Raw genomic sequence first — 22,749 nt, 5'->3', positions numbered from 1 at the left:
TCAAAAATTAGTCCTTCATTTTCTTTGCTTTTCCCTGCTACGGGTAATTGTTTATGGACATAAGAGAATCTATTGAACAGCGTGAAGCTGAAACCCTCTCGCAACATTCCTGCCTCAGTATGAACTCGAAAGGAAGGGAGCGACCTAGTCCTTCTTGTTCTATTCGAACCGTTTTTCAACATGACCGCGATCGTATTTTACATAGTAAGTCATTCCGGAGATTGAAGTATAAAACTCAGGTTTTTATGTCCCCCGAGGGGGACCATTATCGGACGCGGTTGACCCACACTTTGGAAGTTTCTCAGGTCGCGAGGACTGTTGCCAGGGCATTACGATTAAACGAAGATCTTACCGAGGCGATTGCCTTGGGGCATGATCTTGGACATACTCCTTTCGGCCATGCTGGCGAACGCGTTCTTAATGACCTCGTGCCTGGTGGGTTTCATCATGTCAAGCAAAGCTTGCGTGTTGTTGATATCCTGGAAAAGGATGGCCAGGGCCTGAACCTCACCTTTGAAGTTCGTGATGGGATTCGTAAACACTCCAAAGGGCAGGGGGGCTTGTTGACACCCGGACCTGACTCATCGGCTTTTACCCTTGAAGGGCAAATTGTTCGCTTGGCTGATATTATTGCTTATGTCAGTCATGATCTCGATGATGCTATTCGGGGGGGGGTGATTGTGCCCGACGATGTGCCTAAGGAGATATCTCGAGTTGTCGGGCTTAAGCACTCACGGCGTATCGATTGTATGGTCCGCGATTTGATAGAGCAATCACTTGCTGGTGATGTCTTTGCGATCAGATTGTCGGATGAGATGGATGGGGCGATTCGCGCATTGCGTAGTTGGCTGTATGAGCATGTCTATCGTATCGATTGTGTCCATGAAGATTTTATCAAGGCTTCGCACCTGTTGCGTGAATTGTTTCTCTATTTTATTGATAATGAGGCGGTTTTTTTACAACACGGCGGTCGCAGGCTAGGTGGTGACGGTTTGGAAATTTCGGTGGCTGATTTTATCGCCGGAATGACAGATCGCTTTGCTCTGTCGCTGTATAGTCGCCTCTTTTTGCCACAGCCTTGGAGGGTTGTCTGATGTGCGGTAACTCCTTGAATTCCCCCGGGGAAAGGCTTGACAGTGGTTATTCGCTATGCTAGCGTTAAAACCGCTTTATGTGTAAAAGTCAACGAGTCGTATTTGGTTTGAGGTTTCATGGTCCATGCTGCTTCCAGAAAGCTGATTTTTCGTCTTGGCAAGACCGGTTTTCTGTTAGATCTGGACTGGGTTGTTGAGATTTGTGAACAGTTTGCAGGGCAATTTGATGCCAGTCGAACAGACCTGGATCAGGGGATAGTTGGCTCGTTTTATTTTCGTCAGACCAACATTCCTGTTGTTGACCCGTGTTTGCATCTTAACTCACAATCGGAGCTCGCAATAACTGAGAAAACCGCTTTGATCTTACGAGGGGGTGAGGGCAATTGGACGTTGTTGGTTGACCGAGTAGAAGAGATTTTACCGGCCACAATGTTTCAGTCTTGCGAGATTCCCCCCTTATTAAAAAAGTCCATTACTGGTTATTATTCAGAGATCAGCCTTCTGATGAATGAGCCTATGATTAATTTTGAGCCAGAACAATATTACGGGGCGGCACCGGTCTTCCGATGATCAGGTATGGCCTCTTCCGTATCGGCTCGGTTGGTTATGCTGTTCCTTTGCTGCAGTTGCGCAAAATTGTTCATCAGGCCATGGGGTACTCGTTGCCGTGTCTCCCCGCTATGGTTGCTGAAGTTCTTGTTAGTGAAGGGCGGTTGGTCCCCCTGTTGATGTTGCCTTTTTTTTCTGAAGGCGGATTGCTGGTATCGCGTAGCGCAGAGTATAAAATATTAACTGAGTCGGAAAGCGGTATGGTTGCTTTGCCGGCAGGAGAAACCTGCGGCATTGTTGCAGGGGATAAAGGGACTTTGATGGTTTTTGAGGGTAAGCATTCTTCTGGCATCGTTGGAACCTTTGAGTGTCAGGGTAGGGAATTTAAAATTCTGGATATCGATTTTTTGGCAATCTCATTGACCCAAGGGTCTGAAAATAAGCCTGATATCGATGGTGCGAGGAGGCATCAATGACAAAAAAGCTGCTGCTTGCTGATGACAGTATTACTATTCAAAAGGTCATCGGTATTATCTTCGCGACAGAAGACTACCAGTTACTGGTAAGTGATGACGGAAACGATGCATTCGATAAGGCACTCGAGGAATATCCCGATCTGGTGATTGCCGACATTTCTATGCCCGGGAAGGATGGCTTTGAGCTTTGTCAGGCGATTAAGAACGAGCCTCGCTTGGCCCATACTTCTGTTCTTCTGTTGCCTGGAACTTTCGATCATTTTGATGAGAGTCGTGCCCAGGATGTTGGTGCCGACGGCTGGTTGACCAAGCCGTTTGAATCTCAGGCTCTGCTCGATAAGGTCTCTCAGTTGATTGAGGCTGCACCGGTTCAATTGGCTGCCTCCGAGGAGCAGCTGCCTGTAGAGGATTTGGGGTTTGTTGCCGAAGATAGCCCAGAGCTAGTGATTGCAGAGGAATCTGTTGTCGATGACGTGGTTCTTGGTTTGGATGAAGTCGAGGACTTGGCTACTGTTGCCCCGGTTGAAGAGGAATCCCCTGATGATATCTGGGATGCGGTCTCCTTCGAGGAAGAAGACCTGCAGCAATCTGCAGATCTGTCTCCGACGGTTGATCTTGTTTCTGATTTTTCCGAGAGCCCCGCAACCGCAGTTGACGATGTATTTGTCAGCGAGGAGCCCATTGCTACGGATGAAGAGCTGCCCACAGATCGTTTCCAGTCTGATGAGGTTTTGGGGGGAGTTGCTGCTGAGTCGGTCGACTTTTCATCGCCTGAAGAGCCACGTACGGATGAAATTAGTGATTTTATCGCAGATGATTCCGTGCCCTTGGAGCTGAGTGACGAAGTTGTTGCCGAGCCCGCAGAAGGGGAGCCTCTTGGATTTGCGGCTGAGTCTGATCAGCTTTTAGAGCTCGACAGCGAGGTTGATGAGCCTCTTGAGCTCGATACCGAGGTTGGTGAGGCGCTTGAGCTCGATACCATGGTTGCTGAGCCGCTTGAGCTCGATACCGAGGTTGATGAGCCTCTTGAGCTCGATACCGAGGTTGATGAGCCTCTTGAGCTCGATACCGAGGTTGATGAGCCTCTTGAGCTCGACAGCGAGGTTGATGAGCCACTTGAGCTCGATACCGAGGTTGATGAGCCACTTGAGCTCGATACCGTGGTTGCTGAGCCGCTTGAGCTTGCAGGGGAATCCGTTTTGGCTGCCGAGGAAAGTGTTGTTGAGGATGAAGATCTTCCCCTCGTTGAGCCTTTGAGTGATGACTTGTTGGATGGGGATGATGAGATCCTTGACTTGGCAGAGGAGGATATCCTTGAGGATGAGCCATTAGAGGAACCTGTCGCTTTTGCTCCGTTTGCTGCTGAATCGATTGAGTCCCCGCTTGCAGAACTGCCGGTCGATGAAATCGCACCGGAAGAGGCGGTTTTTGTAGCTGAGGAAATTGAAGAACCTGTCGTTGAGACCGAAGAGGAGCTCGTGCTCGAAGAGGACGCAGCCACCGTTGATGAATTTGAAAATGTCGCTGAGGCGGCTCCGGAATCTTTCCTTGCTGAGCCGATTGATGAGCAGGTTTCGGACGTTGAGGTCGAATCCGATATCTCCGAAAATGAGGGTTTCTATTCCGATGCCTCCGAGTCGGAGGAGCAGCCCATTGTTGTGCCTGCTGCCGAGCTAGCAGCGGGTGTGGCGGGTGCCGCAACTGTGGTTGCAGTTGCTGCTACGGAAGGTGTCTCCAATGTCGAGCATGTCGAGCAACAGTTACGCGAACTTTCTGAGGATGAGTTAAAGGAGGTCGTTGCCAAAGTGGCCGGTTCGACGATCGAAACGCTTGCCAGGGAAATGCTTGAGCAGGTTGTTTGGGAGGTGGTTCCCGATCTCGCAGAATCGATGATTCGTGAAGAGATTCGAAAGATCAGGCAGGGCGCCGAATAGGCTCGCAATACATAGCTTTTCCTTCTGGGGGGGGAGGCAGGGAGGTCTTGACTTCCTTGCCTCCCCCCTTTATTGTCCCCCGCATATATTCCTGATCTCATTGGCTTCATAAATAAGGACACGCACAAGATGAAAACTGAATTGCCTAAAGGTTACGAGCCCGCTCAGGTAGAGCAGAAATGGTTTGATGTCTGGGAACAACGTGGTGATTTTCATGCCGATGAAACCTCCACTAAACCACCTTACTCGATCGTTATTCCGCCACCTAACGTCACCGGCGTCTTGCACATGGGGCATGCTCTCAACAATACCCTGCAGGATATGCTTTGTCGTTGGAAGCGGATGACCGGCCATGAAGTCCTTTGGATGCCGGGGACCGACCACGCTGGAATTGCCACGCAAAATGTCGTCGAAAAGCAGTTGGCGGCAGAGGGCAAGGATCGCCACGATCTTGGCCGGGATGAGTTTGTCGAGCGGGTCTGGAAATGGCGTGAGGAGTCGGGCGGGCAGATCATCAATCAGCTTAAGCGGCTCGGGGCTTCGTGTGACTGGCAACGTGAGCGCTTCACCATGGATGAAGGGCTTTCTACGGCGGTCCGTGAAGTGTTCGTTCGACTCTATGACGATGGTCTGATCTACCGGGCTAACCGCTTGATCAACTGGTGTCCGCGTTGCCATACGGCCCTGTCTGATCTCGAAGTTGAGCATGATGATAAAAAGGGCAACCTTTGGCATTTGCGCTATCCGGTGCAGGGCAGTGATCAGTGTTTGGTGGTGGCGACTACCCGTCCTGAGACGATGCTTGGCGATACCGCTGTGGCGGTTAACCCAGAAGATGAGCGCTATCAAGATCTGATCGGCAAGACCGTGTTGCTGCCATTGCTCAATCGCGAGATTCCGATTATCGCCGATGATTACGTCGACATGGAGTTTGGTTCCGGCGCGGTGAAGATCACCCCGGCGCATGATTTTAATGACTTCGAAATCGGTAAGCGACATGCTTTGGAAGTTATCAACGTCCTCGATGAGTCTGGTGTGATCAACGAAAATGGCGGAATCTACCAGGGGCAGGAGCGTGGCCAAGCGCGCAAGAGTATTGTTGCTGATCTTGAGGCCCAGGGCCTGATTGAGAAGATAGACGATTACTCCAATTCCGTCGGCGAGTGTTATCGTTGTCGGACTGTTATTGAACCCTACATGAGCAAGCAGTGGTATGTCGGTGTTGAGCCGCTGGCCAAAGAGGCCATCAGGGCGGTCGAGACTGGAGTGACCAAGATTATCCCAGCGCAGTGGGAAAAAACCTACTACGAGTGGATGTACAATATTCAGGATTGGTGTATCAGTCGCCAGATCTGGTGGGGGCATCGCATCCCGGCTTGGTTCTGTGACGATTGTGATGAAATCACCGTTGCGAAGGAAGATGCTAGTGTCTGTTCGCATTGCGGCAGCACTAATATCCGCCAGGAAACCGATGTCCTGGATACCTGGTTCTCTTCCGCTCTCTGGCCCTTTTCAACCATGGGTTGGCCTGAAAATGCCCAAGCTCTGCAAAAATTCTACCCGACCAGTTGTCTGGTGACCGGCTTCGACATCCTCTTCTTCTGGGTTGCCCGGATGATGATGATGGGGATCAAGTTTATGGATGAGGTTCCTTTTAAGGAAGTTTACATCCATGCCTTGGTACGTGATTCCCAGGGGCAGAAGATGAGTAAGAGTAAGGGCAACGTTATCGACCCCTTGACCATCGTTGATGAGTATGGTGCTGACGCATTCCGTTACACGCTCTGTGCTTTTGCCGCTATGGGGCGTGATATTAAGCTCTCTCCCGAGCGGATCGGTGGTTATCGGAATTTTGTCAACAAGCTTTGGAATGCCAGCCGCTTTGCGTTGATGAATCTGGGGGACTTTGATCCATCGCAGGCACGCTTGTCTGATTTTGAACTTTCGCAGGCCGATCAGTGGATTCTCGATCGTTTTGCCAAGGCAGCCGAAGGGGCAAATCGATCTCTGGCTGAATACAAGTTTAACGATGTCGCCAGCAGTCTCTACTCCTTTACTTGGCATGAATTCTGTGATTGGTACGTTGAGTTGAGTAAGGATGACCTCTATGGGGATGATCCTCAGGCGAAAAAACGTGCGCAAACAGTTCTCTATACCGTTTTGGAAGGAGTCTTGCGTCTGTTACATCCGCTGATGCCTTTCGTCACCGAGGAGATTTGGCAAGTGCTGCCTGGGGAGCGCCCCTGTGTGTCGATTATGCAGGCAGAGTACCCGGTTGGCGCTTTTTGCCCGGTTGATCCGTCTGCGGTGGAGCGGATGGAGCTGTTGATGGAGGTCATCCGGGCGATCCGCAATATCCGTGGCGAGTTGGATGTGCCGCCGGGGCGGCGGATTGCTGTGGCGCTGGATTGCAAATCGGAACAATCGGTTGCTGCTATCACCGCCGGTCAGGCCTATATCAAGTCGCTGGCCCGGGTCGAAGAGTTGCAGGTCGCCGTTGGCCTTGAGCATCCAAAACAGGTATCAACCCAGGTTGCTGGTGATGTTGAGGTGCTGATTCCTTTGGCTGGACTGATCGATGTCGAAGAGGAGGCAGCGCGACTGCAGAAAGAGATCGCCAAGGTGCAGAAGGATGTCGATTTCTTCTCCAAGAAACTCTCTAACGAAAAATTTGTGGCCAATGCACCGCCAAAGGTGTTGGAAAAGGATCGAGGCAAGTTGGCCGGGTCTGAAGAAAAGATTGCGATTTTGCAACAGAGTTTGGAGAAAATCCTCACTCTGAGGTAGATCAAAATAATGACCGGAAGGGGATGACCTTTCCGGTCGTTTTTGTTTGTAACCCGAAGATATCTTTACGGTGAAGCTGTTGAAGGCTCCCAGGATTAGAATTCGCCTACATTGGGCTTTTTTTGTTTAATTTTATAACAATGTTTAGTATACAGTATACGATTTGATTATAACAACCGATCGTGCTTGGCTGCATCGAACCAAAAGGTTTCGACAAGCTGCCGAAAGGATTAAATCAATGCAAAGGAGGAAGGTACGCTGGCGTGGACCGCCAGGGAGAGAGAAGGCTCAGTTTCAAAAGGAGCGACGTGCCGGGCCTTGAGCCGCCTTGGAAAGGCACTGGTGATTGAGTCAGGGAGGCATTCTTTGATGGGCAATCAATTCACATTCTCGAGGGATATGAAACTATGCATTTGTTAACAAGCACAGTGGGACGAAAGATCTTGATGGCAGTGACCGGCATGATGCTGGTCGGATTTATTACTGTCCACCTGCTCGGAAATATGTCGGTGTTTGCCGGCTCCGAAGCAATTAACATTTATGCCGAAAAGCTGCACAGCTTGGGCCCGATCGTCTGGATTTTCCGTCTGGCGATGTTGGGACTGTTTGCCGTGCATATCACTTTCGGCATTCAACTGACGATGGAGAACAGCTCTGCATCTCCTGAAGCCTACGCGATCAAAAAGCGGCTGAAGACCACCTTCTCTGCTGAATCGATGATCTACACCGGACTGATCCTCCTGGCTTTCCTGCTTTACCACTTGCTGCACTTTACCGTGCAGGTCGTTCACACAGACGCTGTCTCTACGTTGCTGCCTCTGGTCAACGATCGCCCTAACGTCTTTGCCATGGTCGGAAACAGCTTCAACAGCGTTTTCGTTTCCGTTGTCTATGTCATTGCAATGGCAGCCTTGTTCCTGCACTTGAGCCACGGTCTGCAAAGTTTTGTTCAGACCTTCGGCCTCAACAATGGACCGAGTCAGGACAAAGTTGCTGCTATCGGTAAACTGGTTGCCATTTTTTACGGTTTGGCGTACACCGCGATTCCGCTGGCTTTCCTCTTCCATATCGTAAAGATTTAGGGGGTTTATTGTGATTCTCGACGGAAAAGCACCTACAGGACCAATTGAAACATCTTGGGATAGACATCGCTTCGATATGAAGCTGGTCAATCCATCCAATAAGCGTAAGTTTAAGATTCTCGTTGTTGGTACCGGCCTCGCCGGTGGCGCTGGCGCAGCATCTCTTGGTGAGCTTGGCTACAATGTCGAAGCTTTCTGCTACCAGGATAGTGCCCGCCGCGCTCACTCCATCGCTGCCCAGGGTGGAATCAACGCTGCGAAAAACTATCCGAACGACGGTGACTCCATTTACCGTTTGTTCTACGACACTATCAAGGGCGGCGATTTCCGTGCCCGTGAAGCAGACGTTTGGCGTTTGTCTCAGGTGTCGAACAACATTATTGATCAGTGTGTTGCACAGGGCGTTCCTTTTGCTCGTGACTACGCTGGTTACCTCGATAACCGTTCCTTCGGTGGTGCCCAGGTCTCGCGGACTTTTTATGCCCGTGGTCAGACCGGACAGCAGCTGTTGCTCGGTGCTTACTCGGCACTCTCCCGTCAGGTTAAAGCCGGTACCGTAAAGCTTCATCAGCGGACTGAAATGGTTGACCTGGTTGTGGTTGACGGTGTTGCCAAGGGGATCACCGTTCGTAACCTGATCACCGGTAAGATCGAGTCCCATTGGGGCGATGCTGTTATCCTGGCTACTGGTGGTTACGTCAATGTTTTCTACCTGTCAACCAACGCCATGGGTTGTAGTGTTACCGCAGCTTGGAAAGCAGCCCAAAAGGGCGCTTACTTCGCAAACCCATGTTACACCCAGATCCACCCGACCTGTATTCCTCAGCATGGTGACAAGCAGTCGAAACTGACGCTGATGTCCGAGTCGTTGCGGAATGATGGCCGCTGTTGGGTACCGAAGAAAAAGGAAGACTGCGAGAAGCCTGCTCATACGATCGCTGAAGATGATCGTGATTACTACTTGGAGCGGAAGTATCCTTCCTTTGGTAACTTGGCTCCTCGGGATATTGCTTCCCGTGCAGCTAAAGAGCAGTGTGACGACGAACGTGGTGTTGGACCAGGTAAGCGTGGTGTCTACCTCGACTACGCAACCGCTATCGATCGTGTTGGTCAGCCGACCATCGCTGAGCGTTACGGCAACCTGTTCGAAATGTACGAAAAGATTACTGACGAAAACGCTTACACCCAGCCGATGCGTATCTACCCGGCCCCGCACTATTCCATGGGCGGTCTGTGGGTTGATTACAACTGCATGAGCAATATCCCCGGCTTGTTTGTCCTCGGTGAAGCCAACTTCTCGGTCCATGGTGCTAACCGTCTCGGTGCTTCGGCACTGATGCAGGGTCTGGCTGATGGTTACTTCGTCATTCCTTACACCATCGCTGGTTACTTGGCTGGTATTACTCCAGGAACCGTCAAGGACGATCATCCGGCATTTAAGCAGTCGGCTGATGAAGTTGAAGCTCAGAATACCAAACTGCTGAACATCAACGGCAAGAAGACTGTCAGTGAGCTGCACCGTGAGCTTGGCTCGGTCATGTGGGAAGATGTCGGCATGGCACGGAGCGATGCCAGTCTCAAGAAGGCCATCAAGCGTATTCCGGAGATTCGTGACGAATTCTGGAACAACGTTAACGTCACTGGCGAAGCCGGTGAGCTCAATCAGCAACTCGAAAACGCCGGTCGTTTGGCCGACTTCCTCGAGTTTGCCGAAGTCTTTGCCAAGGATGCCTTGCATCGCGAGGAATCCTGTGGTGGTCACTTCCGGACTGAGCATCAGACTGACGATGGTGAGGCGATGCGTGATGATGAAAACTACACTTACGCTGCTGCCTGGGAATTCAAGGGCGTCGACAAAGAGCCTGAGTTACACAAAGAGCCCTTGAAATTCGAAAATGTCAAACTTGCCGTGAGGAGTTACAAATAATGAACCTGACATTGCATGTATGGCGCCAGAAGGGGCCAGAGGCTAAAGGCAAGCTTGAGACTTATCAAGCTAAGAATGTCAGTGAAGATCAGTCTTTCCTTGAAATGCTCGATGATGTCAACGAGGACCTGATCAAAGCTGGTAAAGACCCGATTGCATTCGATCACGATTGCCGCGAAGGTATCTGCGGTATGTGCTCGCAGGTGATCAATGGTAAGCCACACGGCGGCCAAGAGCGGACCACCGTGTGTCAGCTGCATATGCGTTCTTTTAGTGACGGCGATGAAATCTTTATCGAGCCGTGGCGTGCCAAGGCGTTCCCGATTCACAAAGACTTAATTGTTGACCGGGATGCTCTGGAGAAGATTATGCAAGCTGGCGGTTACACCTCCTGTCATACCGGTGGTGTCGCTGACGGTAACGCACTGTTGATTCCTAAGCCGGAAGCGGATTATGCCATGGATGCTGCTGAGTGTATCGGTTGCGGTGCCTGTGTTGCTTCCTGTCCGAACAGCTCGGCTATGCTCTTTACCAGCGCCAAGGTTGCTCAGCTTGCGGCTCTGCCGCAGGGTAAAGGCGAAGCCAAGGCGCGGGTCAAGGAAATGACCGAAGCGTTGCTCGATGAAGGTTTCGGTAACTGCACGAATCACTATGAGTGTCAGGAAGCCTGTCCGAAAGGTATCAACGTTAAATTTATTGCCCGGCTCAACCGCGAGTATGTAAAGTCACTCGTTTAATATGAGTAACAGATAAAAAGAAAAAGGGCGGATCTTCGGATTCGCCCTTTTTTCGTCTGCTCAAACAGGGGAATATGTTAGGATGGCTTACTTTTAGTTAGGTGGTAATTGTTGATGGTTAGGACAGGTTTTTTGGATGAAAAACTGGTTGTCTCGGTGGATAAAAAACGCACATCAGTCTGAAGTTCATGCATTGAAAGAGGATCATTATGCTGAACTTCCTTTTGTCTGTGAACATAGCGGCGGCGTGGCAGTCCCTAATCGACAAAAAATTATTCGCCAACTGCATTTAAGTTGTCAACGTCAGTTGCAGATGTTGCAGCAGGTATTGCAGCTTAACTCTGCGGTGATTTTATGGTCCGGTCCAGCAGCGGGCCAACTCTCCTTGTACGCTTTTTCCAGCACGTCTGGTCAATTGCAGTCCGGTCCCTACCCCTGTGGGGTTGGTATTACCGGAGTGTTAAAAGAGCATGATGAATTATTGTTGGCACCGGTAAACGAATTCTCTCCATCAATTCCCTATTATACGACAAATAATCAGGTCGGCAGTTTCATGGCGATTAGGATGACGGTGTTGGCCTCTTCTGACCTCAAGCTGGATGGTCTTGGGCTGCTTTGCGTCGATCGACAAAGCAAAGATGCGTGGAGTGCTTCGGAACATGCTTTGGTTGCAAAGACCGCTGAGCAGTTAAAGGCTAATGTTGCTATGGCCAGACAGCTGTTTAGCTACGATCGCGAACGTCATGCCTACCGTCGAGCATTTGATGGCTTGCGTAAGTTAAATGCAGCGCTTGGTTTGGAATCGACATGTGCCGCCACGGCTGAAGCGATTAAAACTATCGTCCCGGCTGATTTTTTTTCGATCTGCCTTGTCGAAGATGAGCAGTATCGTATCCGTTGTGTGTATGGTGATAATGCGAAGAAATTAGCCGAGCAATCCTTTCCCGTCGAGCAGGGCTTGGTCGGGCAGGCCATGAAATATCGTTGTACGCTGCCTGATAATGCCGATTACTCCGGGACTTCTCCAGTGTTCAGTTCTGCGCACCTGTTTGCAGCTTATCGTTCATTGATGGTTGTGCCATTGCTACAGGAGGATGGCCCGGTGGTCGGGGCGATGATCGTCGCGGCAAAACAAGCCGACAGTTTTACCCGCACTTGTAGGGAAATGTTGGAGTTGGTGGCGACTCAGGTAGTGATTAAAATCGAGCTGGCGAATTCGCACGATCAGATCAATCGGATGGCGACGGTCGATGCATTGACTGGAATAGCCAACCGTCGTGCCTATCAATGTGGTTTCGAGGCGATGCTCGATCGCGCCCGCCGTCGCTCCGGTTCCCTCTATTTAATTCTCTGCGATATCGATCATTTTAAGCAGATCAATGATCGTTATGGACATCCCTTCGGCGATACCGTCCTGCAACAGGTGGCGAAACTCTTTGATCGCGTCGTCAGGTCGGTCGATTTGGCGGCCAGAACTGGTGGGGAGGAATTTGCCATCCTTCTTGAAGATACTGATCAGCACGGAGCGTGGAAGGTTGCCGAACGCTTAAGGCTGTTGGTGCACAATTTGGCCCTGCAATCAGAGACCACTCCCGTTTCGGTGGGGATCTCCCTTGGCATCGCGGCTTTTCCGCATGATGCCAATAGTATGGAGAAATTGGTCAGTTGCGCGGATCAAGCACTCTATCGAGCCAAGGCGGAAGGTCGTAACCGGACCGTTGTCTGGCAATCTCAGGAAACAAGTCAATCAGCCTGATTTTCTATCAGGATTTAACTAACAAAACCGTACTGAACTCTTCTAATATCCGGTTTTTAATCACTTCACAGCCAAGGCGCTGATATTTCTGACGGATATCAAAATTATATTCCCAGAGAATTCCGGATAGCAGTAGTTGGGCGCCCGGCTTTGCTTTCGCAATCAGGTCCGTTGCGACATCCAGCAGGATATCTCCGTAAATATTAGCTAGGATCAGGTCAAAATCCTCTTCTTGGGTTGCATCCAAAGTACCGAAAATGTGAGTCACTTTATCGTTTACCCCGTTTAACTGGCAATTTTGTTCACAGCTTGCCACCGCCGCTTCTTCTATGTCGACGCACCAGGCACTGCCGGCCCCGAGCAGGAGCGCGGCGATTGAGAGGATTCCGGTGCCGCTGCCGAGATCAAGAATTTTTTCGTTGCCGGTAAAGTTGAAACTCTCCAGCGCCTCCAGGCAGGTTCGCGTTGTTTCATGCTCACCTGAGCCAAAGGCACCTCGTTCCATGGTCAGATTGATCTGGTTGCCTGGCGGCGGTGTCAAATCAGGAGGCAGAATACAGAAACGTGAACCGAGGACAAAGGGTTGATAATCTTCCTTCAATGTCTATCTCCAATTTTATAAAATGCTGCTGCTCTCGCTTGGTAGGGAGCGCAGGGGGGCTAGAAAACCTAACGACATCATAGTCCGGCTGTTTTAAGCAGCATCAGCACGATGGTGTAGGTGAAGGCCGAGGCCAGGGTTGAGAGCATGACGATTGAGCCTGCCAGTTCCGCATCGCCCTTCATCTGGTGGGCCATGATGTAGGTTGCTGTGGCAGCCGGTGTCCCGGCCATCAAAATGCCAATACCGAAGTCAATGCCCGTAACATTCAGAGCTATCAAAAGTGGTGCTGCCAGCAGTGGTAACAGGGCCAGTTTGATGCTGCTGGCGAGACCCGCGACGCGTAAATCCCCTTTGAGCCGTTCAATGGAGAAGGAACCGCCGATAGCCAGCAGTGCCAATGGCAGGGTCAGGCCGGTGGTGATATTGAGGGCACGGTCGATAATCAGTGGAATCGGCAGCTGCCAATAGCTCCAGGTAATGCCGAGAAAAGAGGCGATGATAAGCGGATTTAGAGCAACTTGCGTAAGCCAGTTGGGCTTTTTTTCGTCTGTTTTCTGCTGGGGGAGGAGTAACGCAAGGATAGCGAACAAGTTCAGTACTGGGACTAGAAACCCCATCAGAATGCCGGCTCTTGTTAAGCCGTCATCTCCGTAGGCATTGAGGCAGATAGCCAGGCCGACATAAGCAAGATTGCCGCGAAAGGCTCCTTGGCAGAAACTGCCTCGCACTGGGGCGGGGTAATTCCTGAATCCGCTGTAAGCATAGGTGATAATAAAGCCTAAAACGATGACCAATGATGAAGCGATGACCAAAGAACCATTGAATGAAGTTGCAAAATCAGCTTTGCCGATCTTGTAAAACAGCAGCAATGGAAGAAAAACGACGTAGACCAAGCGGTTGGTTTGCTGTACGAAAAGGTCGTCAAATAAAGCCAACCGGCGTAGCAGGTGACCGAGGCCAATAACCAAGAAGACCGGCAGAACAATTGTGATGGTATTAAGTAAAAGCGACATGATATCTCCGAGACGCTGCAGCATAACTCAGAAATAGCAGACTGTCCATCTTGTCAATAAGGCAAAAGGGGCCTCGTTTGAGGTCCCTTTTGCCTTATTGGTAGCAGCGATTCGTGCTTGATAATTTAATTGTCGCCAGAGCTTATATCAGCCGATCAAGTGCAGGTTGGAAAAGTCGTAGACGATGTCATCATTTTTATCAACCGATCCATGGTTCGCGGCATCAAAGTTGTAGCCACGCAGTTCTTCTGTGTCACCCAGGGAGGAAACGCGCTGCTCATCAACATTGTATCCACGCAGTTCTTCTGTGTCATCCAGGGAGGAAACGCGCTGCTCATCAACATTGTATCCACGCAGTTCTTCTGTGTCATCCAGGGAGGAAACGCGCTGCTCATCAACATTGTAGCCACGCAGTTCTTCTGTGTCATCCAGGGAGGAAACGCGCTGCTCATCAACATTGTAGCCACGCAGTTCTTCTGTGTCACCTAGGAAGGAAACGCGCTGCTCATCAACGTTGTAGCCACGCAGTTCTTCTGTGTCACCGAGCGAGGAAACGCGCTGTTCGTCTACAAAATACCCTGATGGCGGGGAATTATCGATCATGTTGGCAGAAAGTAAAGTAGCGGCTGCGAAGATACTGGCGATTGCGATAGTGGTATTTTTTTTCATGATGTGCTCCTAAAGGCAACGAGTTGTTTTGTTTTCTGCGTTCTTGTTTATACTGTTATTCAATACCCGTGCCAAATATTAACCTACGTAAAAACAGGTAGTTATATTTAGTCCTGGACAGCCAGTGATTGCTTTTGTAGAATATTCAACAATGTGCTGATGGATAGTCAACGTAAGAAGACGGTTTAGGTGATAAATTAAACAACATGAAGTCACTATTGGAAATGTTCACAGATCGTCGCCAAGTTACCCGGCTAACATTGTTACTGCTGCTCGTTGCGGCAGTAACCTCGCTGCATTACTTAACCGGGACAGAGCACGCGCAAAATCACGGTATTTATCGGCGATTATATTATTTGCCGATTGTACTAGGTGGAATTTGGTTTTGCCTGCGCGGCGGGGTTGGAATTGCGTTACTGGTTTCGCTGCTCTACGCCCCTCACGTGCTCTTTCAATGGGGGCACCTGCCAGCTATTCATCTTGAGCAGTATTTAGAAATTCTGCTTTACAATACCATCGGTTTTCTCACCGGTTTTCTTTCCGATAAAGAGCGTTCACAACGGCAGCGTGCTGAGGCTCACGCCGAAAATCTGGAGGTAAGTTATGCCAAACTGCGTGCCCAGGCAGACATGATTCTGGAAATCGAGGATCAACTGCGACAAGCTGACCGCTTGACCGCACTGGGGGAACTGTCGGCTGGCATGGCCCATGAAATCCGCAATCCTTTAGGCTCAATTCGAGGCACGGCTGAAATTCTCCAGGATGCGTTCCCCGCCGATAATAAATATGCCGAGTTCACTCGGATACTGATCGCTGAGGTTGATCGCTTGAATCAGGTCCTTGAGGATTTTTTGAGTTTCACTCGCTCAGGCTCCAGTGAACAGAATGATTTTAAGCCGGATCTGGTGCTGCATGAAGTGATGCAGTTAAGTCAGCAACAAGCAGGTAAGGATCGTATTTCTGTAAATTGGGATGAGGCTCCGCTGCCGGCGGCGATTGGTGACGCTGGACAATTCAAACAAGTTTTTCTCAATCTGGTGTTGAATGCCTTTCAGGCGATGGGCCAGGGAGGTCAGCTTTGGATTGAAAGTGAAGTTACTGATAAGCGGATCCTGCTGCGTTTTCGCGATAGCGGACCGGGGATTCCTGAAGAGGATCTCGACCGTATTTTTAATCCATTTTTCACCACCAAAGATGAAGGGACTGGCTTAGGGCTGGCGATCACCTATCGGATCGTGCAGAACCATTGTGGGCAGATCAGTGTGCGCAATGCTCCCGAGGGTGGTGCCGAATTTACTTTGATTTTACAGCCTGTTGATCATCCCTGTACTAGCGAGGAAGCCGATGGCTAAACAAATATTATTGATTGATGATGACGTTTCTTTGCGGCGGGTGACCGAATTTAACCTGCAGGAAGCAGGCTATCAGGTGATTACCGCGGCCAACGGGACAGAAGGGGTGGCCCTGTTTCGAAGGCATCGGCCGGCTTTGGTGATTACCGATGTGCAAATGCCGGAAATGGACGGTTATGCGGTTTTAGAGGCTATTTTACAATTGGAACCGCAGACTTTGGTTATTATTGTCACTGCCTTTAGTTCGGTCGAAAATGCAGTCGGTGCAATGAAGTCCGGCGCCTATGATTACCTGACCAAGCCGTTCAGTCGTGAACAACTGAGCCTGACCGTCGCCAAGGCGTTTGAGTTCGGTAGTCTGCGGCAGGAAAATACGCGCCTTAAAGACGCCCTCTCCGCCACGCTTGACCGGGAGCAGATCATTGGGGAATCGAGAGGTATGCAGCTGCTATTGCAGCGCGTCGAAAAGGTTGCGGCCAGCCAAGCCTCCGTAATGATCAGTGGCGAGAGCGGCACCGGTAAAGAAGTGATAGCCAAGGCTCTGCACCGCGGATCAGAGCGCTGTGACGGTCCTTTTATTGCCGTTAACTGTGCGGCGATCCCTAAGGATCTGATTGAGAGTGAATTGTTTGGACATCTTAAGGGATCCTTCACTGGTGCCATCAAGGATCGTAAGGGCAAGTTCTCTCTCGCTGATGGCGGGACCTTGTTTCTGGATGAAATCGGCGACCTGCCCATCGACCTGCAGCCGAAACTGCTGCGTGCCCTGCAGGAGCAGTCGTTCGAACCGGTTGGTGGAACCACCGAGCGAGTTGATGTCCGGGTGGTTGCGGCGACTAATCGTGATCTTGAAGAGTCGATGCTAAACGGTGAGTTCCGTGAGGACCTTTATTACCGTCTGGCAGTCGTGCCGATGGAGCTGCCCCCCCTGCGTGAGCGCAAAGAGGATATCCCGCTCCTGCTTGATTTCTTTCTCTGCAAGCAGCAAGCTGGTGTGGGTGTGCGTTTTTCTTCGGAGGTGGTCGAGCATCTGCGCAGCTACAGTTGGCCGGGCAATGTTCGTGAACTGGAGAATGTTGTCGAGCAGATGTTGATCCTGCGTCAGGGAGATGTCCTGGAACTCTCCGACTTACCACAGCGAATTGGGCGCTCCGCCGTGCGCAGTGGCGGTGTCCTCAACTTGCCGGATGGGGGTTATTCACTCGAGGCCCTCGAGCAAGAGGCGGTGGAAGAGGCGCTGCGCCGCTGTGATGGCAATAAGACCAAAGCTGCGGCTTTTTTACGTATCCCCCGCCACACATTGCTTTATCGTTTGGAAAAATACAGCATTAAGACTGTTTAGGAGTTGTTTGATTTATGTTGATCCGTTCCCTTGTTTGCTCATTATTATTTGTTCTTATTGCGGTGACCGGGACCGTCGCTGCCGAACGGCGTAGTGCTGTTGTGGCAGCCGTAGCCAAAGCTCGGGATGCTGTTGTTAATATTCGTACCGAACAGATCGTGCGCCGTCGCAATAGTCCATTTTTTGGTTTCGGTGATTCAATCTTCGATCAATTTTTTAACGACATGCTGCCGCCACGGAGTTATAAAACCCAATCCCTCGGTTCCGGAGTGATTATCGACGGTCAGGGCTACATTCTCACTAACGCTCATGTGGTCGATAAAGCCTCGAAGATCTTTGTTGCCTTGCCGGAAACCAACAAAGAACTGGAAGCGACTCTGGTTGGCAAAGACAGCAGCATCGATTTGGCGGTGCTAAAGATTGCCGCAGAAGGGAGCTATCCGTTTTTGTTGCCGGCCCGTTCCGATGATCTGTTCCTTGGCGAAACGGTTATTGCTATCGGCAATCCCCTGGGGCTGGGACATTCGATCACCACTGGAATCATCAGTTCAAGCAAGCGACGCATTCAGGTCGATAAAAACTTCTCTTCGGTCTTTATTCAGACCGATGCGCTGATCAACCCGGGAAACTCAGGTGGCCCGCTGATCAATATCAATGGCGAACTGGTTGGCATTAACACCGCCATTGCCCGTCAGGCCCAGGGAATCGGCTTTTCTATTCCCATCGATACCGCCAAGCGGGTGATGGGCGATCTGATGGAGTATGGCCGGGTGCGTCGTGCCTTTCTGGGTGTTGTTCCGGTCGACGTTAGTCGATCTTTCACCCGTTCACATGGCGATGGTGGCGTGCTGGTCGAGGAATTGTTATCTGGGTCGCCGGCAGAAACAGCCGGTTTACAGGTGGCAGACGTGATTCTGGAAATTGATGATGTCCCGGTTGCCTCGATCGAAGAATACTACTCGCTGCTGCAGACCTACACTCCGGGAGACAAACTGCGTATTTCCCTGCTGCGCGGCTTACGGGAATTGGAAGAGAGAGTTTTATTAACCTCCTTGCCGGAGGGATATGAAATATCATATACTTTGCAGACTTTCGGCTTTCGTCTGCACGAGGAAGCTGGTGGTTTATTGGTCTCCGAAGTTGCCGCCGGCTCTCCAGCTGATAAAGTTGGGATCAAGCCGGGTGACCAGATTGCCAAGATTGACGGAATGGTGGTTGCCGGCCTGGCCGATTTCAAACAGGTGATGGCTGAGCGGATTGGACGCGTACCACTCGCTTTTTTGGTCGTTCGCAGTACCCGCGGCTACCTGGTTGAGTTGCCTTGAAGATTGAAGGGATAGACTGGATGCGTTTAGCGCTGCTCAAGGGTCTACTGCTGCTGTTCATTGTTTTACCTCTTTTCGCTTGCAGTGAAGAGCAGGGTGCGCAATTACCAGTATCTGCGGGGGCAAGTACTGGTCAGCTGGCTCCTGATTTTAGCCTGTTGGATATGCAGGGGCAGAAGGTTTCCCTGTCCGATTTTAAAGGGCAAGTCGTTCTGCTTAACTTCTGGGCGACCTGGTGTCCTCCCTGCCGCGAAGAGATGCCGTCGATGGAACTCCTGCATCGTAAGTTCAAGGATCAGGGGTTGGTGGTTTTAGCTGTCAACGTTGAAGAAAACGGTGCCGAACAGGTAAAACGTTTTTTACAGCGCACCCCGTACACTTTTTCGATTCTGTTGGATGATGCCGCCGAAGCGCAGAATCTCTATCGTGTTTACCAATTTCCGGAAACCTTCATCATTGACCGTAATGGCAATGTCGTCGAGACGGTCACTGGTGCGATAGACTGGACGTCCGGCCCTGCTTTTAAATTGGTCAATTTTCTCCTCAACGGTTGAGGACTTAAGGTTATAAGTTATGGACGCTGGTGCCGATATCACAATCTGGCTGGCTTTTTCTGCTGGGCTGCTTTCCTATTTTTCGCCCTGCGTTCTGCCGCTGATTCCGTCGTACCTGACTTACATTTCCGGGCTGTCTTTCGGTGAACTCAAGGATGCCCAGGCCAGCGCCAAGGTGCGGCTGACGGTCATCTTTCATTCACTGGCCTTTATCGCCGGATTCTCTGCTGTTTTCATCGCCCTGGGTGCTCTGGCGGGATTGTTCTCGTCCTCTTTTCAGACCCACCTGCGGGAAGGGTTGGAGATAATTCAGAAGGTCGGTGGTGTGCTGATCTTTCTGTTCGGAATTCACTTAAGTGGGCTGTTCCATTTTGGTGTACTACTTGGTGAAAAACGGATCCAGCTGCGCGACAAACCGGCTGGGTTTATCGGTACTTTTTTGGTTGGAGTGGCTTTTGCTGCCGGCTGGACACCCTGTATCGGTCCGATTCTTGGCGCGATTTTGGCGATTGCCGCAAGTAGTTCTGGCGGCGTTGGCCAGGGAGTGTTGCTACTCTCCTTCTATTCGGCTGGGTTGGGTGTGCCCTTTTTGATTTCCGGAATCCTCTTTCATGCCTTTCTCGGTTTTTTCGACCGCTTCAAAAAACATATCCGCATTGTCGAGCTTGTGACCGGTATTTTGTTGATGCTGGCCGGTGTTCTGCTTTTCTTTGACATGTTCGGACGTATTGCCGGATTCCTTTACGAAATCTTCCCCCCTTCGTTTGGATAGCTGTTGGTAATCAAGTTCTCATGTATTAAAGGCGTCCCTGTGGGGCGCTTTTTTTATATTGATAGCGTGCACAGCTAAGAGCGCAGTCTTTTATTTAATAAAATATTGCTGTCGATATTTGAAGTGGTTTGTTCCATAGGTGAAATTATCTTGACCTTTTCTCTGTGATAGCCTAGTTTCTGAAAATCATTTTCAATATCTTGCATGGAGGGTATGCCAATGGATCAGGTTCAGGTTTTTAACGACTATCTCGGTCGTAAGGGGTTGAAGACGACCAGTCAACGTATGATCATTCTGGAAACCTTTATTGCCTCAGATTCCCATTTTTCTACCGAAGATTTATATTTAAAGCTGCGCGAAGAATATCCGAAAATCGGTTATGCGACGGTACACCGCACCCTGAAGATATTTGCCGAATGTGGTATCGCTGCAGAGCGCAATTTTGGTGACGGACAGACCCGTTTTGAGCCGATTCATGGTGAAGAACACCATGATCATCTGGTTTGTACCGAATGTGGTTTGATTATCGAATTTGAAGAGCCACAGATTGAAGCGTTGCAGAAATCGGTCGCTGCTGAGCATCAATTTACGATTGAAAATCATCGTCTCGAACTCTACGGTCGTTGCGCGTCCTGTGTCGCCTCCGGCAACTGATTATTCCTTAAAATTCCATTTACTTGAAAGTCAGCAGATTTATGGAAGAGCAGCAACAGCCACAACCGAAAGTTGTTTTGGTCGGCAATCCGAATGTCGGCAAAAGTCTCCTGTTTAATGTTTTGACCGGTGCCTATACCACTGTTTCGAACTATCCCGGCACTTCTGTTGAAGTGTCGCGTGGGCATTGTGACATTGGTGGAAACCGCTACGAAATTCTCGACACCCCCGGCATGTATTCGATTATGCCGATCACCGAAGAGGAACGCGTTGCTCGGCAGATTTTGCTCGATGAAACCCCGCATGCGGTCCTGCACGTGATTGATGCGCGAAATATTGAGCGGATGTTGCCGATGACCCTGCAGTTGATAGAGGCCGGGTTGCCCGTTGTTTTGGTGGTAAATATTCTCGATGAAGCCAAACGTCTCGGTATGGATATCGATCTTAAGCTGTTGCAAAAGAACCTTGGCGTGCCGGTTGTCGGGACCGTCATGCGGCGGCGGCAGGGTCTGGTCGAAGTGCAACAGGCGATTGCCAGTTACAAATCAGTCCCGCATAAGACTTTCAGCTACGGTCATGATCTGGAACGGGATGTTGAAAAAATTATTACCGAAATAAAAGGGGAGTATCGCCTCAGCAAGCGCGCCACCAGTCTGCTGTTGATGCAGAAAGATAGTGACATTGAAGCATTGACCGAGACAATGGAAAGCTCCGCTAGTCTGTCCGGCTTGAATTCGGTGGTCAATTATATCGCTTTTGAACGGCGGGCCGATCTGCATTTGCAGATCAGTCTGGAACGAAAAAAAGTCTGTAAACAGATGCTCGAAGGGGTTGTTACCCAGGAAGAGCAAGTGAGAGAACCATTAGCGGAAAAGATATCCCGCTGGACGATGAATCCCATCGCCGGAGCGCCGATTTTGCTGCTGGTGGTCTACTTCGGTCTTTACCAGTTTGTCGGTGGCTTTGGTGCCGGTACTTTGGTTGATTTTCTCGAGGGCTACCTGTTTGAAGGCTATATAAATCCGGTGGTGGTTGATTTTGTCACCGAACATGTCAAGGCTGAATGGCTATTCGAATTGATAGCCGGTGAATACGGCCTCTGGACGCTTGGTATCCGTTATGCCGTTGCACTGGTTTTGCCGATTGTCGGTACTTTTTTTCTGGTTTTTTCCCTGCTCGAAGATACCGGTTATTTTCCGCGTTTGGCCATGTTGGTCGACCGGGTTTTCAAAATGATCGGATTGTCGGGGCGTGCGGTGATTCCGATGGTGCTCGGTTTTGGCTGTGACACCATGGCGACCATGGTGACCCGGACTCTGGAAACAACCCGCGAGCGGATAATTGCCACGGTACTGTTGGCTCTGGCCATCCCTTGTAGTGCCCAGCTTGGCGTTATCCTAGGACTTCTGTCGCCAGTCGCGGGAGCATTGAGCGTCTGGCTGATCTTTATGCTGCTGATCTTCCTGCTGGTCGGTTTTCTTTCCGCCAAAATTATGCCGGGTGAGCCGCCAGTATTTTACATGGAACTGCCGCCGATGCGACTGCCGCAATTGCGTAATGTGATGGTTAAAACCCTCACTCGGATGCAGTCCTATTTCATGGAGATCCTGCCGCTGTTTTTACTGGCCTCTTTCATCCTCTGGGGATTGAAAATGTTGGGCGCGCTGGAAAAGGTGATTGATCTTCTTTCGCCGGTCGTGCTTGCGATCGGACTCCCTGCCGAAGCGACTTCGGCGTTTGTCTTCGGCTTTTTCCGCCGTGATTTCGGTGCCGCTGGACTCTATGCCCTGCAAAGTAAAGGCTTGTTGACCGCAACCCAGTTGACGGTTGCTGCCGTGACTCTGACCTTGTTTGTCCCTTGCGTTGCGCAATTTTTGATGATGAAAAAGGAACGTGGTTTCAAGGTTTCTTTGCTGATTTTTGTCTTCGTTTCGGTTTGTGCATTTGCCAGCGGTTGGGCTCTCAATAAGTTTTTACTGGCGACCGGATTATTACTGTGATTTGCGGATTCTGCGGTAAAGAGATTTCTGAAGAACTTGGCCCCGGTGAGGAAAAAAACAGCTGCGGGAGTTGCCGCGGTGGCTGTCGCAAGATACATTGTCCTCATTGCGGTTACGCTAAC

The 22,749-nt window shown here is 50.5% G+C and carries 19 protein-coding genes; 16 read left to right on the top strand and 3 right to left on the bottom strand.

What is annotated here, in order from left to right:
- Window positions 1–53: 53 nt before the first annotated feature.
- From ACZ5PT_RS18860 to ACZ5PT_RS18820, 9 genes are all read left to right on the top strand, one after another.
- Complete coding sequence (locus ACZ5PT_RS18860) at window positions 54–1,094, top strand: deoxyguanosinetriphosphate triphosphohydrolase (protein ID WP_464264563.1); 1,041 nt, start codon at window positions 54–56, stop codon at window positions 1,092–1,094.
- A 117-nt stretch (window positions 1,095–1,211) separates the two neighbouring features.
- On the top strand, window positions 1,212–1,664 hold the full coding sequence (locus ACZ5PT_RS18855; RefSeq protein WP_464264562.1) for a chemotaxis protein CheW: 453 nt from the start codon (window positions 1,212–1,214) through the stop codon (window positions 1,662–1,664).
- On the top strand, window positions 1,661–2,119 hold the full coding sequence (locus ACZ5PT_RS18850; protein ID WP_464264561.1) for a chemotaxis protein CheW: 459 nt from the start codon (window positions 1,661–1,663) through the stop codon (window positions 2,117–2,119). Before ACZ5PT_RS18855 ends, ACZ5PT_RS18850 begins: the two co-directional genes overlap by 4 nt.
- Window positions 2,116–4,053: a response regulator gene (locus ACZ5PT_RS18845; protein ID WP_464264560.1), complete on the top strand. Its 1,938-nt coding sequence runs from the start codon at window positions 2,116–2,118 to the stop codon at window positions 4,051–4,053. The genes ACZ5PT_RS18850 and ACZ5PT_RS18845 overlap by 4 nt, the downstream gene beginning before the upstream one ends.
- A gap of 129 nt (window positions 4,054–4,182) precedes the next feature.
- On the top strand, window positions 4,183–6,840 hold the full coding sequence (locus ACZ5PT_RS18840; RefSeq protein WP_464264559.1) for a valine--tRNA ligase: 2,658 nt from the start codon (window positions 4,183–4,185) through the stop codon (window positions 6,838–6,840).
- A gap of 407 nt (window positions 6,841–7,247) precedes the next feature.
- Window positions 7,248–7,922, top strand: a complete 675-nt coding sequence (locus tag ACZ5PT_RS18835) for a succinate dehydrogenase cytochrome b subunit (protein WP_464264558.1) — start codon at window positions 7,248–7,250, stop codon at window positions 7,920–7,922.
- 10 nt (window positions 7,923–7,932) lie between these two features.
- Window positions 7,933–9,849 (top strand): fumarate reductase/succinate dehydrogenase flavoprotein subunit, encoded by a 1,917-nt coding sequence (locus ACZ5PT_RS18830; RefSeq protein WP_464264557.1) that lies wholly within the window; start codon window positions 7,933–7,935, stop codon window positions 9,847–9,849.
- A complete protein-coding gene (locus ACZ5PT_RS18825; protein WP_464264556.1) occupies window positions 9,849–10,586 on the top strand; it encodes a succinate dehydrogenase/fumarate reductase iron-sulfur subunit in 738 nt (245 codons plus the stop codon). Before ACZ5PT_RS18830 ends, ACZ5PT_RS18825 begins: the two co-directional genes overlap by 1 nt.
- Before the next feature lie 136 nt (window positions 10,587–10,722).
- The gene (locus tag ACZ5PT_RS18820) at window positions 10,723–12,342 is read left to right on the top strand and encodes a sensor domain-containing diguanylate cyclase (RefSeq protein WP_464264555.1); all 1,620 of its coding nucleotides are present in this window, start codon (window positions 10,723–10,725) and stop codon (window positions 12,340–12,342) included.
- Between the two features lie 7 nt (window positions 12,343–12,349).
- Here ACZ5PT_RS18820 and ACZ5PT_RS18815 read toward each other — a convergent pair whose 3' ends face one another.
- The 3 genes from ACZ5PT_RS18815 to ACZ5PT_RS18805 all read right to left on the bottom strand — a co-directional run bounded on the left by ACZ5PT_RS18815 (window position 12,350) and on the right by ACZ5PT_RS18805 (window position 14,628).
- Entirely contained in the window at window positions 12,350–12,943 is a 594-nt protein-coding gene (locus ACZ5PT_RS18815) for a 50S ribosomal protein L11 methyltransferase (RefSeq protein ID WP_464264554.1), read from the bottom strand.
- Window positions 12,944–13,020: 77 nt separating this feature from the next.
- On the bottom strand, window positions 13,021–13,959 hold the full coding sequence (locus tag ACZ5PT_RS18810) for an AEC family transporter (RefSeq protein WP_464264553.1): 939 nt from the start codon (window positions 13,957–13,959) through the stop codon (window positions 13,021–13,023).
- A 147-nt stretch (window positions 13,960–14,106) separates the two neighbouring features.
- On the bottom strand, window positions 14,107–14,628 hold the full coding sequence (locus tag ACZ5PT_RS18805; RefSeq protein ID WP_464264552.1) for a hypothetical protein: 522 nt from the start codon (window positions 14,626–14,628) through the stop codon (window positions 14,107–14,109).
- Between the two features lie 206 nt (window positions 14,629–14,834).
- Here ACZ5PT_RS18805 and ACZ5PT_RS18800 point away from each other — a divergent pair, with 206 nt between their 5' ends.
- From ACZ5PT_RS18800 to feoB, 7 genes are all read left to right on the top strand, one after another.
- Window positions 14,835–15,980, top strand: a complete 1,146-nt coding sequence (locus tag ACZ5PT_RS18800) for a two-component system sensor histidine kinase NtrB (protein WP_464264551.1) — start codon at window positions 14,835–14,837, stop codon at window positions 15,978–15,980.
- Window positions 15,973–17,322 (top strand): sigma-54-dependent transcriptional regulator, encoded by a 1,350-nt coding sequence (locus ACZ5PT_RS18795; protein ID WP_464264550.1) that lies wholly within the window; start codon window positions 15,973–15,975, stop codon window positions 17,320–17,322. The genes ACZ5PT_RS18800 and ACZ5PT_RS18795 overlap by 8 nt, the downstream gene beginning before the upstream one ends.
- Before the next feature lie 14 nt (window positions 17,323–17,336).
- Window positions 17,337–18,647 carry a trypsin-like peptidase domain-containing protein gene (locus ACZ5PT_RS18790; RefSeq protein ID WP_464264549.1) on the top strand — a complete coding sequence of 437 codons (1,311 nt, stop codon included), beginning with the start codon at window positions 17,337–17,339 and terminating at the stop codon, window positions 18,645–18,647.
- Window positions 18,648–18,667: 20 nt separating this feature from the next.
- Complete coding sequence (locus tag ACZ5PT_RS18785) at window positions 18,668–19,201, top strand: TlpA disulfide reductase family protein (RefSeq protein ID WP_464264548.1); 534 nt, start codon at window positions 18,668–18,670, stop codon at window positions 19,199–19,201.
- A 19-nt stretch (window positions 19,202–19,220) separates the two neighbouring features.
- Window positions 19,221–19,973, top strand: coding sequence for a cytochrome c biogenesis CcdA family protein (locus ACZ5PT_RS18780; protein ID WP_464264547.1), 753 nt, complete (start codon window positions 19,221–19,223; stop codon window positions 19,971–19,973).
- Window positions 19,974–20,186: 213 nt separating this feature from the next.
- Window positions 20,187–20,627: a Fur family transcriptional regulator gene (locus ACZ5PT_RS18775; RefSeq protein WP_464264546.1), complete on the top strand. Its 441-nt coding sequence runs from the start codon at window positions 20,187–20,189 to the stop codon at window positions 20,625–20,627.
- A gap of 41 nt (window positions 20,628–20,668) precedes the next feature.
- Complete coding sequence (gene feoB / locus ACZ5PT_RS18770; protein WP_464264545.1) at window positions 20,669–22,627, top strand: ferrous iron transport protein B; 1,959 nt, start codon at window positions 20,669–20,671, stop codon at window positions 22,625–22,627.
- Window positions 22,628–22,749 lie beyond the last annotated feature (122 nt).

The organism is Desulfuromusa ferrireducens, from assembly GCF_055389805.1.
This window is presented reverse-complemented; position numbering and strand designations above follow the sequence as displayed.